The organism is Williamsia soli (genome assembly GCF_017377795.1).
Classification (GTDB): Bacteria; Actinomycetota; Actinomycetes; order Mycobacteriales; family Mycobacteriaceae; genus Williamsia; species Williamsia soli.
The window spans coordinates 198,905-211,142 of record NZ_JAFRDR010000002.1 but is presented as its reverse complement, the minus strand read 5'-3'; the positions used below and the strand labels follow the sequence as shown (position 1 = coordinate 211,142).

General features: G+C 63.6%; 12 protein-coding genes. 9 read left to right on the top strand and 3 right to left on the bottom strand.

Annotation, left to right across the window (positions count from 1 at the left end; genetic code table 11):
* The first annotated feature begins 23 nt into the window (after window positions 1-23).
* Complete coding sequence (locus tag J3S28_RS05535; protein ID WP_207838589.1) at window positions 24-1,418, top strand: WS/DGAT/MGAT family O-acyltransferase; 1,395 nt, start codon at window positions 24-26, stop codon at window positions 1,416-1,418.
* A gap of 25 nt (window positions 1,419-1,443) precedes the next feature.
* On the top strand, window positions 1,444-2,424 hold the full coding sequence (locus J3S28_RS05530; RefSeq protein WP_207838587.1) for an alpha/beta fold hydrolase: 981 nt from the start codon (window positions 1,444-1,446) through the stop codon (window positions 2,422-2,424).
* 72 nt (window positions 2,425-2,496) lie between these two features.
* Here the strand turns inward: J3S28_RS05530 and J3S28_RS05525 are convergent, their stop codons facing one another.
* The gene (locus J3S28_RS05525) at window positions 2,497-3,300 is read right to left on the bottom strand and encodes a class I SAM-dependent methyltransferase (RefSeq protein ID WP_307796874.1); all 804 of its coding nucleotides are present in this window, start codon (window positions 3,298-3,300) and stop codon (window positions 2,497-2,499) included.
* Window positions 3,301-3,577: 277 nt separating this feature from the next.
* Here J3S28_RS05525 and J3S28_RS05520 point away from each other — a divergent pair, with 277 nt between their 5' ends.
* The 5 genes from J3S28_RS05520 (at window position 3,578) to J3S28_RS05500 (ending at window position 8,682) form a co-directional block, all read left to right on the top strand.
* On the top strand, window positions 3,578-4,045 hold the full coding sequence (locus tag J3S28_RS05520; RefSeq protein ID WP_207838580.1) for a helix-turn-helix transcriptional regulator: 468 nt from the start codon (window positions 3,578-3,580) through the stop codon (window positions 4,043-4,045).
* A gap of 5 nt (window positions 4,046-4,050) precedes the next feature.
* A complete protein-coding gene (locus J3S28_RS05515) occupies window positions 4,051-4,461 on the top strand; it encodes a VOC family protein (protein ID WP_207838577.1) in 411 nt (136 codons plus the stop codon).
* 40 nt (window positions 4,462-4,501) lie between these two features.
* Entirely contained in the window at window positions 4,502-6,883 is a 2,382-nt protein-coding gene (locus J3S28_RS05510; protein ID WP_207838575.1) for an ATP-binding cassette domain-containing protein, read from the top strand.
* Window positions 6,884-6,992: 109 nt separating this feature from the next.
* A complete protein-coding gene (locus tag J3S28_RS05505) occupies window positions 6,993-8,096 on the top strand; it encodes an NAD(P)-dependent alcohol dehydrogenase (protein WP_207838573.1) in 1,104 nt (367 codons plus the stop codon).
* A gap of 7 nt (window positions 8,097-8,103) precedes the next feature.
* On the top strand, window positions 8,104-8,682 hold the full coding sequence (locus J3S28_RS05500; protein WP_207838571.1) for a TetR/AcrR family transcriptional regulator: 579 nt from the start codon (window positions 8,104-8,106) through the stop codon (window positions 8,680-8,682).
* A gap of 10 nt (window positions 8,683-8,692) precedes the next feature.
* Here J3S28_RS05500 and J3S28_RS05495 read toward each other — a convergent pair whose 3' ends face one another.
* On the bottom strand, window positions 8,693-9,247 hold the full coding sequence (locus J3S28_RS05495) for a TetR/AcrR family transcriptional regulator (RefSeq protein ID WP_207838569.1): 555 nt from the start codon (window positions 9,245-9,247) through the stop codon (window positions 8,693-8,695).
* 116 nt (window positions 9,248-9,363) lie between these two features.
* On the opposite strand from J3S28_RS05495, the gene J3S28_RS05490 reads away from it, so the two are divergent.
* Window positions 9,364-10,569, top strand: a complete 1,206-nt coding sequence (locus tag J3S28_RS05490; protein WP_207838567.1) for an oxygenase MpaB family protein — start codon at window positions 9,364-9,366, stop codon at window positions 10,567-10,569.
* A gap of 72 nt (window positions 10,570-10,641) precedes the next feature.
* The gene (locus J3S28_RS05485) at window positions 10,642-11,817 is read left to right on the top strand and encodes a metallophosphoesterase (RefSeq protein WP_207838565.1); all 1,176 of its coding nucleotides are present in this window, start codon (window positions 10,642-10,644) and stop codon (window positions 11,815-11,817) included.
* Between the two features lie 3 nt (window positions 11,818-11,820).
* Here the strand turns inward: J3S28_RS05485 and J3S28_RS05480 are convergent, their stop codons facing one another.
* Entirely contained in the window at window positions 11,821-12,210 is a 390-nt protein-coding gene (locus J3S28_RS05480; protein WP_207838563.1) for an STAS domain-containing protein, read from the bottom strand.
* Window positions 12,211-12,238 lie beyond the last annotated feature (28 nt).

The following is a 12,238-nucleotide window of genomic DNA, read 5'->3' as shown; positions in this document are numbered from 1 at the left end:
GCTGCGCTCCTGGTTCCTACGTGATGGAACGCATGGAGGGAGTCGACGCCGGGTACCTGTACATGGAGACGCCCACCATGCACATGCACACGCTGAAGATCGCCATCATGGAGCCCAGCGATGGCTACACGTTCGCCGGCCTCGAGCGACAACTGCTCGCCCGCATGAATGACCTGCCGCCGCTGAAACAGCGTCCTCTGCCGGTCCCGCTGGCTCTCAACCATCCGATGTGGATCTCAGACGGACCCATCGAGCCAGGGCGGCACATCTTCCGGCATGACCTCCCCCCGCCCGGTGGTCACACGGAACTCGAAGCACTGATCGGACAGGTGTGCAGCACGCCCCTCGACCGGAGCATCCCACTCTGGGAGGTGCACGTCTGCGAGGGGATGGCTGGTGGCCTCGTCGCGGTCATCGGGAAACTGCATCATGCACTCGCAGATGGGGGCGCAGCCAACGCTCTGATCGCCAACATCGCCGACTCCGGGGACGGCGCGACCACCGCCGATACCGGATCCGACCCTCCCGCCGATTGGCATTTCGACGCAGTCCCGGCGAAGGGCACCCAGATCAAACTGGCACTGCGCGACGCGACCATGCAGATCGGAACCCTCCATACCCTGCTCGGTCGGACGACGAGTGGCGCCGTCGCGGCCATACGCCGACGGCGTGAACACGACGTGAGTGTCCCCCGGCCGATTCTCGATGCCCCCCGCACCTCGTTCAACGGGGCGTTGACGCCGCGGCGGAACTTCGCCACCTGCACGCTCGATATGGCGCACGTCAAACAGGTTCGCAAGGCCAACGGAGTCACCATCAACGACGTCGTCCTGGCGGTTGTGGGCGGTGCGCTCCGAACGTGGTTCGACTCTCACGACGAGCATCCGGCGACTGCGCTGCTGGCAGGCGTACCGGTCTCGACCGAAGAAGCGGGCAGCTCACCCCGCCTCAGCGGCAACCGGGTATCCAACCTGTTCACCACGCTCGCAACCGATGTCGATGATCCGATCGAACGGCTGCACACGATCTCGAAGATCACGAGTGCCTCGAAAGACCTGCAACGCACCCTGGGCCCGAGCATGCTCGCCGACTGGGTCCAATTCACCCCGCCCGCTCCGTTCAGCGCTGTCCTGCGGTGGTATTCGCACGCGCGAATGGCGGCGCGACATGCGCCACCCTTCAATGTGATCGTGTCCAATGTGAAAGGTCCGCCCGACGAGATCCGTATCGCGGGATCTCGTCTACACGACCTTTACAGTGTCGGGCCGATCATCGAGGGCATCGGTCTCAACATCACGGCGTGGTCGTACGCCGGACGCCTCAACATCGCGGCCCTGAGCTGCCCTGACCTGCTGCCCGATCTCCCGTCGCTTGTCGCCGCGTTGGAACCGGCCCTCGAACAATTGCGTAGCCCGTGACGCAGCACCAGAAAGGGTGAGACGAATGACTGTCCGCAAAATGAAGACCACAGCGCAACGGCTGTCCGGACCCGGCGTCGACCTCATGCGCAAGGGAGCCGCAGCCGGGCTTCGTGCGGCCCTTCCGTCACCGCCCGAGGTCGACAGTGTGCCCGAAGGGCAGATTCTCGAATTGCCGGGACGCGGGCAGACTTTTGTCGTCGACGTGCCCGGCCCGACCCCGGAGGCGCCGACCATCGTGCTTCTGCACGCCCTCGGCTGCACCGCATATCTGAGCTGGATGGCAACGTTCGGTGCCCTATCGAATCACTATCGGGTGGTCACTTTCGACCAACGGTGGCATGGTCGGGGCATCCGCTCGGCAAAGTTCGAGTTCGATGATTGCGCCGACGACGTGGCCGCAGTACTCGACGCGCTGGGTGTCGATCGCGCGGTGATCGCCGGGTATTCGATGGGCGGCGCCGTCGCGCAGCTCACCTGGCGACGTCATCCGCACAGGGTCTCGGGCCTCGTCTTGTGCTCAACAGCAAGAAACTTCCGCGGCAAACATGGTGAGCGCCTCTTTTTCCCGCTCATGACCGCGACCATGATGCCTTTGACGGGCTTCGCGCTGGCACACGTGGATCAGCTGGCACAGACACTCCCCGAGCTGCCGTCCATCGAGGTCGCCGACTCGGCCGCTTGGACGCGAGTCGAGTTCCGCAGCACCAGTGCGTGGTCGATCCCTCACGCGCTCGCCGAACTGGGGCGTTTCGACTCGGCGACGTGGATCGGCGACGTGGACGTGCCGACCGCCGTTGTCGTGACCACTCGGGACCGGATCATCCCCAGCCGCCGACAGCGCCGGCTGGCCGCGTCGATCACGGGCGCTCAAGTGTTCTCCGCCGCAGGTGGTCATGCCGCCATCGTGCTCGGAGCCACTGACTGGGTGCCGACGTTTGTGGAGGCCGCCGAGAACGTGATCGGCAGAATCGACCCTGAGGTTCGGCAGGAGTATTCCTACTGAATTCTCTCAGGGATACCCCAATGCCCGCAGCGGCGCATGTAGGTGCACGGCATTGCCGTGTACCACCTGGTATCAGCGGGGTTTTGTCCATGAGATCGAATAGCGAAACAGCAGGTGACGCCGAAATTGTGAACCCGGCAGCAATTCATGCGCCAGTTCCTTCATTTCCCGATAGCTCGCAGGCGGTGGCCAGACAACGGGGCAGGGGTGCTTCCACAATTTGTGTCGACTGAGTACGGCGAGCGCGGCGACGGTCGATGTGAGGTCGATGACCAGATCGCGAGGTCGTTCACTGCTCGCACAGCCGATCACCATCACGGTGCCACCCGGTCTGACGAGTTCAGCCATGCGTTCGAGTCCACGTGCGGCATCGATGTGGTGCAGAACCGCCACGGAGACGACTGCGTCGAACGATTCTGGTTCGAACGGATACTCGAGTGCGTCGCCGCAGATGTAGTCGATGTCGCTGCCGGACTGCTCGCGAGCTGCGCGGATACTGTGCTGGTCAGGGTCGATCCCCACGACACGAGCTGACCGAGCCCGCAACCGCCGGGTCAGCATCCCTTCCCCACACCCGAAGTCCAAGACAGAATCGGTAACGGGCATCAGCGTGTCGGTCAGCCGATAGTAATGAGTGTTGTAGTTCCAGCGGTCAGAGTCAGGCGCCGAATGGCCATCCCAGGTCTTCAGATCGAATGACGATTTATCACGTGTGAAATCGTTGATACTTCGTCCAGATTTAAGCGAATGTACATTCTCGGTGTGCTGCACTCGTGTCAGCGGCCACGAAAAATTGCTCACGTCTGATCCCCGTCCATCCCGAATTGCCCGTCGGTATTCGTCATCAGCAATGACGGGTCCCGTCAGCTGATCCACCGTTTCCTGTATTCGCATATCGCGCGACGCGGTCTATGCATCGTCTTCGTCAACTATTACATATAAACGCAGCCGCACGTATATTCGCCCCTTAGGGGTGGTAATTCGAGACAATTCTGATGAGTGCCTACATATCGAGCATGTAGTTGTCGCGGCGCCGCCCGAGGTACCTTCACCAATACGACACGCTCGATTCGGGAGGGCGTCCACACGGCGTCACAGGTGTTGAGCGTCGGGCACTGGCCACCGATCGGTACCAGGTGGCACGATCAGTGAGATGACCAGCACACCTCCCGGCACTCAACGGTTGCGCGACGCCCAACAGTTGCGCGACCTCGCTCTGCTGCGCCGCGTCCGAGATCGGATCGACCGAGAGCACGCGCAACCCCTGGACGTCGAGGCTCTTGCGCGCGGTGTGAACATGTCAGCCGGCCACCTCAGTCGCGAGTTCAAACGGGCATACGGGGAATCCCCCTACGCCTACCTGATGACCCGGCGGATCGAGCGGGCCATGGCGTTGCTGCGACGCGGTGATCTCAGTGTCACCGAGGTGTGCTTCACGGTGGGCTGCTCCTCACTGGGCACGTTCAGTACCCGATTCACGGAGCTGGTCGGCGTCCCGCCCAGCGTCTATCGGCGCGACGCGGCACTCGCGACTGCAGGGATGCCCTCGTGTGTTGCGAAACAGGTGACGAGACCGATCAGGAATCGAGAAGCGCCGGCCCCGTCGTCGCAACTAACGTGACCGACATGAACATCAGCATCCACTCCAGCTTCCTTCCTCAGAACGATCCCGATGCGGCTCTTGCGTTCTACCGCGACACCCTGGGCTTCGAACTCCGCAACGACGTGGGCTACAACGGGTTGCGTTGGCTCACTGTCGGTCCCGTCGGCCAGCCCGATGTGTCGATCGTGCTGCACCCGCCCGCCGCCGACCCCGGTACCACCGACGCCGAACGTCGCACCATCGAGGAGATGATGGCGAAGGGTACCTACGCCAGCATCCTGCTGGCCACCAGCGACCTCGACAGCACCTTCGAGAAGGTTCAGGCGGGCGGCACCGAGATCGTCCAGGAGCCGACAGAGCAGCCGTACGGCGTTCGCGATTGCGCCCTGCGCGATCCCGCCGGGAACATGATTCGAATCCAGGAAAAACGCTGAAATCACACGTCCGCCCGAAATTTTGGAGACCGTAGCCCCCATGGCCACCAAGAAGAACTCGCAACCTGCCCAACACGTTGCGGACAGTCACGATCTGATCCGCGTGCAGGGAGCACGGGTGAACAATCTGAAGGACATCAGCGTCGAGATACCGAAGCGGCGCCTGACGGTGTTCACCGGCGTGTCCGGGTCGGGTAAGAGCTCACTGGTGTTCAGCACGATCGCCGCCGAGTCGCAACGCATGATCAACGAGACCTACAGTGCGTTCGTCCAAGGGTTCATGCCCACGCTCGCGCGACCTGAAGTCGATGTCATGGACGGCCTGACGACAGCGATCATCGTCGACCAGCAACGAATGGGCGCAGATCCGCGTTCCACCGTCGGCACGGCCACCGACGCCAATGCAATGTTACGAATCCTGTTCAGCCGCCTCGGAAAACCGCACATCGGATCACCGCAGGCGTACTCGTTCAACGTCGCTTCGATCTCGGGCGCCGGCGCTGTGACCATCGAGCGCGGTGGCCGGGAGACGAAAGAACGTCGGGAGTTCAGCATCACCGGCGGAATGTGTCCGCGCTGCGAGGGGCGGGGTTCGGTCTCCGACATCGACCTCACCGCTTTGTACGACGCGAACAAGTCGCTCAACGAGAGCGCGATCACCATTCCGGGTTACAGCATGGAGGGCTGGTACGGACGAATCTTCCGCGGTTGCGGATACTTCGACCCCGACAAGCCGATCAGCAAGTTCACGAAGAAGCAATTGAACGATCTGCTGTATCGCGAGCCCACCAAAATAAAGGTGGATGGGATCAACCTGACGTACTCGGGTCTGATCCCGCAGATTCAAAAGTCTTTCCTCTCCAAGGATGTCGACGCGATGCAGCCTCACATCAGGGCGTTCGTGGAGCGAGCGGTCACATTCGCGACCTGCCCGGAGTGCAACGGGACACGGCTGAGTGAAGCAGCCCGGTCGTCGAAGATCGGAAAGGTCAGCATCGCCGACGCCTGCGCCATGCAGATCAGCGATCTCGCGGAGTGGGTGCGCGGACTGGATGAACCGTCGGTGGCGGGCCTGCTGTCCACGCTGCAGCAGACCCTCGACTCTTTTGTGGAGATCGGCCTGGGCTACCTATCGCTCGATCGCCCCTCGGGCACTCTCTCAGGTGGCGAAGCCCAGCGCACCAAGATGATCCGACACCTCGGCTCGTCCTTGACCGACGTCACCTATGTGTTCGACGAACCGACGATCGGACTGCACCCACACGACATCGAACGGATGAACAGTCTCCTGCTCCGGCTGCGCGACAAGGGCAACACCGTCTTGGTGGTCGAGCACAAGCCGGAGACGATTGCGATAGGCGACCACGTCGTCGACCTCGGACCGCGTGCGGGCTCCGAGGGTGGAGAGGTGATGTTCGAGGGCACGGTGCAGGGCCTGCGAACCAGTGACACCTTGACAGGGCACCACCTCGATGATCGGGCGTCCTTGAAGGAGTCGGTCCGCGAGCCCGCTGGATCGCTGCAGGTGCGCGGTGCTGACTCACACAATCTGCAAGACGTCGACGTGGACATTCCCTTGGGCGTTCTGGTCGTGCTGACGGGCGTCGCCGGATCGGGAAAGAGTTCGCTGATCCAAGGGTCCGTGACCGGCCTGGACGAGGTCGTGTCGGTCGATCAGACGCCGATCAAGGGCTCTCGGCGCAGCAACCCCGCGACCTATACCGGACTGCTGGAACCGATCCGTAAAGCCTTCGCAAAAGCCAACGGGGTCAAGCCGGCCCTGTTCAGCGCAAACTCTGAAGGCGCCTGCCCGACGTGCAACGGCGCGGGAGTCATCTACTCGGATCTCGCGATGATGGCCGGGGTGGCGAGCAGATGTGAGGAGTGCGACGGCAAACGATTTCAGTCGGCCGTGCTGGAGTTCACGTTCGGTGGTCGCGACATCAGCGAGGTGCTCGGCATGTCCGTGGCCGAGGCCGAGGTGTTCTTCGGTGACGGTGAAGCGAAACTTCCTGCCGCGCACAAGATCTTGGAACGTCTCGTTGACGTTGGCCTGGGGTACATCAAACTGGGCCAGCCACTGACCACACTGTCCGGCGGCGAGAGGCAGCGGATCAAGCTGGCAACCCAGATGGCAGGTAAGGGCGAGATCTACGTCCTCGATGAACCGACCACCGGTCTGCATCTTGCCGATGTCGAGAATCTGCTCGGGCTGCTCGACCGCCTCGTCGAGTCCGGTAAATCGGTGATCGTCATCGAGCATCATCAGGCAGTGATGGCTCATGCCGACTGGATCATCGATCTCGGTCCCGGAGCCGGCCATGACGGTGGCCGGATCGTGTTCGAGGGCACTCCCGCCGACCTCGTGGCAGACAAATCAACCCTGACCGGACAGCACCTCGCCGCATACGTCGGAGCGTGATCAAGCCGTCATCCGGCTGCTACGAGTACTTTTCGACATCTGTCAGAAAGTGGGTCTACACTCGGGGTGCCGCACAGCTGCGGCCCTGTTGTCAGAAAGGCAGATTCTCATGACCACCTCCGCCAACGCTGCTGTCCTGCGCGGTGTCGATTCTCCGTTCACGTTCGAACAGGTGGTGCTCGACGAACTCGAGCCCACCGAGATCTTGGTGAAGATCGTGGCGACGGGGCTCTGCCACACCGACCTCGCGGTGGTTCACGGCCACATCCCGGCAGCGTTGCCGATGGTCCTCGGACATGAAGGTGCAGGCATCGTCGAACAGGTCGGTGCAGCGGTCACCGGGTTCGGGGTCGGCGACCACGTGGGGCTTTCGTTCGCTGCCTGCGGCCACTGCGACAACTGCCTCAGCGGCCGAGCGGCCTACTGCGTCAACTTCCTGTTGCTGAACGTCGCCGGTGTCCGCGAAGACGGGACCACCACGATCAAGGGCTCGGACGGAGAGGTGATCCGGGGATCGTTCTTCGGGCAGTCCTCGTTCGCAACCCACGCGATCGTCAGCGCGCACAATGCCGTCAAGATCCCCGACGATGTGCCCCTCGACATCGTCGGACCACTCGGCTGCGGCATCCAGACCGGAGCCGGAACGGTTTTGAACTCACTGAACGTCCCTGCCGGAGCCAGCGTGGTGGTGACCGGGGCAGGAGCTGTCGGCCTCTCCGCCATCATGGCCGCGCAGATCGCGGGCGCCACGACGATCATCGCGGTCGACGTTCTCGATCAGCGACTGGAGTTCGCGACGAAACTGGGTGCAACTCACACGGTCAACGGTGCCTCCGACGATGTCGTCGCGACGATCCACGCGATCACCGGCGGTGGCGCCGCGTACGCGATCGACACGACGGCGATCCCGTCGGTGGTCGCCGATGCGATCAACTCCACCCGCTTCGGCGCGACCATCGCGTTGCTCGGAGTGCCGAAACCGGATGCGGTACTGCCACTCGGGTTGGTCTCCGGAGCGGGTAAGACACTCGTGGGCGGCATCGAAGGTGACTCGGTTCCACAGGTCTTCATCCCGGAGCTGCTGGCGCTGTACCGTGCCGGGCGGTTCCCTTTCGACCAGCTCATCACGCGGTACGCGTTCGACGACATCGAGAAGGCCATCGCAGACACGCAATCGGGTGTCACGGTCAAGGCCGTTCTGACCATGCCGTGACTCGCCGATGACAGCTCGGGATCCGCGCACCGTCCGCACCGTCGAAGGACTGCGCGCCGCTCTGCGTGCGAGCGTCAACTCCGTTCCGCTGGACGAGATCTCGGTCAGTGAACTGTGTCGGACCGCAGGCGTACAGCGCACCAGTTTCTACACGCACTACCCCAGCGTGGGCGATCTGCTCACCGCGATGCTCGTCGAGGAGGTCGAGGAGCCACTTGATGCGCCCGACATGACGGGACTCTCGATCAGTGAGGTCGCGGCAGAGTTCCAAAAGACCCTGACCTCCGCCTACGGGGTCGCGACCCGGGACCGGGAGTTGTTTCAGGCGGGCTTCATGTCCAATGGATCGTCGTCGCTGCGACGGGCGCTGACGGACATGTTCACCCGCCGACTCCGGGTGGCGCTGGCAATCTGGATCTCGCATGGCGTGGCGGCTGACGTCGATGCGGACGTGGCAATTCCGTTCGCTGCGGGCGGCCTGACGGCATCGATGGAGGCCTGGGTGTGCGGCGACGGTGAGGACGAGGTCGCCTGGGCGGACTCCGTCAGAGACCAGATGCCTCCCTGGTGGCCCAGACCGGAATAGACGCGCGAGCTCAGGGCGCGAACGCCGCCAGCAGCATGCGCGCCGCGGTGCCGATGAGCGCCTGGCGGTCCGAGGTCGGCGACCGAAGCAATGCGATCCGCAAACACAGACTGGCGGTCGCACCCATTGTGAGGAATACGAGATCATCGAGTTCGGCGTCCCCGAGATCCGGGCGCAGTCGACCGGGCAGGATGCGCGCAAGCGCCGCGACCGGTCCCTCGACGTCGCGCCAGGCGTCACCGAACTCCGCCTCGTCGGACGTGAAAGAAGCCCTCAGCACCGCAGCATGCTTCTCGAACGCAGAAGTGAGGGTCTCGACGATCGTGGTCACTGAGACCAACGGATCCAGGTCCATCGCGCGACCCACCCCTGTTGCCAATTCGGTCGTGATGTCACGAATTGCCGATCCACGCAGTTCCTCGATGATCGAGTCCATGTCGGCGAAGTAGCGGTAGACCGTTCCGATACTGACGTGCCCGTGGTGTGCCAGCTCTTGTGTGCTGGGTCGAACACCAGGTTGTCGTTCGAGGAGTTCGACGGTGGTCTCGAGCAACCTGGCACGCATCTCGACTCCACGTTGCTGCCGCGGTTTCGTCCGGGCCCGAACGTGGTCGGCACCGCTTCGATAGTTCGCCACAAAAGTGAATAGTAAGTGAGGATTCCTCGTGTTTCACTGGGGATATGGACAAACCGATGCCAACCGAGCTCGTCAACGGAGACCGAGCTGTCGCCGAACACGGAGACAAGGGGCGGCTGTGGCTCGAGGCGATGTGGTGCGCCGATCCGCTAGCAGACGCGGTGGTGAGCGACTTCTTCCCCGATTCGTCTGCGACCGCGGCTGTCGGGACGGCCCTGGCCGGCGGGGTCGATGCGGTCACGGATGCCCCGCATTCGTTGCAGGCGTTGTTCGCCGTCCTCGACGTCGAGCCCGACTGGCTCGATCACGACCAACTGGACCGAGCTGCCGATTCTCTCATCCAGCACACCGCCGCACTCGGGATCGTCTTGGGCGCAGCCTCCCTGGTTCGAGGGGCCGCCAACACGATCGCCGGGAAGCCTCTGGCGCTCACCGGTCGTTACGTCTCACAGCCGGCGGTTCGCTCGGTAGAGGTCGGCGAGTGGCTGCGCAAGATCATCTCACCAGGCGGAATGCGTAGGGACAGCGACGGTTTCGCGTATACCGTCCGCGTCAGGGTGATCCACGCTCATGTCCGCCGTGCCCTGGTACGCGGTGGGTACTGGGACGAGGCCGCGTGGGGGGTTCCCATACCGCAGCCCTACATGGCCTTTACCCTCGCCGAGTTCGGTCACATCGCCATCGAGGCGATGTACAAGGTGGGCGTCCGCTTCTCCGATCGCGAACTCGCCGACATCTACCACCTGTGGCGGTACGTGGGGCACGTCATCGGCATGGATGAACGCCTCAATCCCCACGACGAGGCCGATCATGTTCGGATCGAAGAGTTGTACCGCCTCACCTCTCCCGGTCCCGGCCAGGACGACCGCGAGTTCGTCGAGGCCCTCACCTATGACTACTTGATTCCTGAGCTCGCCAACGTGCTGCCCGGACCGTACGCCGTCCGGCTGAAGGTGGCGTCGAAGCTCATGCAATCCCTGCAGCGGGTGTTCATCGGGGACACAGCCGCCGATGAATTGCAGATCCCGGACACTCCCCTCAAGCACGTGATGTCGCGGGTCGGTCCGGCGCTCGCTGTTGCCGGGCGCGGCCGAGTACTCCTTGCAGGTGGCTCAGAGCGGCTTTCGAAGCGCGCATACCGTGAGCGCGACGAGGAGATGACGCGGATGAAGGCCAATTATCGGGTGACCCACGAGATGGTCGACAACGCTCCACCCACCACGATGCGGGCCCAGGCCACCGCCGGCTGATCGGCCGAGTCGGGTCCTGCAGCTCCCTTCTGCCACCATGGACCCAATGACAGTCCCGAAGATCTTGGTTTCATGACGCGCTTGCTGATGTTCGGTGCAGTACTGGCTCTGGTGACGTTCTGGTTGCACCGCCGCCTCGTGCGCGCCCCCGGCCTCGGCCGTCCCTGGTCGATCATGGCCGACGCCGCACTGGTCTCACTGTGGGCGCTGGTCGTCATCGGCGTCGGCAGCGGCGAGGTGTTCGATCCTGGGTGGGCACAGATGCCCGGCTTTGTGGGCATGGTGTGGTTGGGCGCCGTGTTCTACCTTCTCCTCGGTTTGCTCGTCATCGCCGTGGCTTGCCTTCTCATCCGTCTCGTGCGGAGCGCTCGGCGCCGCGTGCGGGCATCCGCCCCGGAGCCGGCGGATAGCCCGGAAGGGCCGAGTCGACGACGCGTTCTGCAGGTCGCCACCGCGGTGGTCGCGGTCGGGGCGATCGCCACCGCCGGATACGGCATGGTGGAGGCGGCTCGGCCACGTATCGTGCGGGTCCGTGTTCCGTTGCGGCGTCTGCCCTCCGAGTTCGTCGGCCTGAGAGTCGGACTCGTCTCCGACCTGCATGTCGGACCCACTCGTGGGCGGGAGTTCACTCAGCGGGTCGTCGACCAGGTCAACAAGCAGCGTCCTGATCTCATTGTCATCGCCGGGGACCTTGTCGACGGGACCGTCGCGAAAGTCGCTGCCGATCTCGCACCGCTCGCCGAACTCGAGGCACCGCTCGGGGTTTTCGGTGTCAGCGGTAACCACGAGTTCTACGCGGATGACGGCGGCCGATGGTTGGATGTCTGGGATCGGTTGGGCGTGCGCACCCTACGAAACGAACGAGTGTCGATCGACAGGGATGGCGCGACCATCGACCTGGTCGGAATCCACGATTATTCGTCGCCGAAACCTTACGAGCCGGATCTCGACGCAGCGCTCGCCGGACGGGACCGGAACGTTTTCGCACTGTTGCTCGCGCACGAGCCCCGGCAGGCCTTCGAAGCATCGGACCTCGGCGTCGACCTGCAGCTTTCGGGCCACACTCACGGTGGTCAGATGTGGCCCATCCGGTATCTCGTGCCTCTGCAGCAGCCTTCTCTACAGGGCCTTGATCAAGTCGGGAACACCACGCTGTACACCACCCGCGGCGCCGGAGCGTGGGGTCCGCCGGTCCGCGTCGGTGCGCCCCCAGAGATCACGATCCTGACTCTCGTACAGCCCGATTGAGGGTCAGTCCACCGGCCCCGAGTCCACCCCGATGTCGTAGATGAGACGGTCATCGGCGAACAGGTCGAGCACTCGCCGCGCTGCCCTGGACGGGGCCAGGATTCGAAAACTTTCTGGTCGCCGTGCGTAGGCTGCCAGGACGATCTCGGCTGCCGCGCAGGAGAAGAAGTTGACGTCGGAAAGGTCGACGGTGATGTCGGTGTGGTCGGCGATTGCCTCGTTGATCCCGGCCAACAGTCGCGGGGCTGTCACCATGTCGACATCGCCGCGGACACGCACCAGCGCGTGCCTCTCGGTGACAGGTTCGACTGCGATGGCAAACGACCACTTGGCCGGGTGGAACGCGTCCGCGGGGCCGAGGTCGGTCCTGGTGCGCAGAGAATTGAGGGTCATGATCGGCGCCCCTTCTATTGGTTGACTC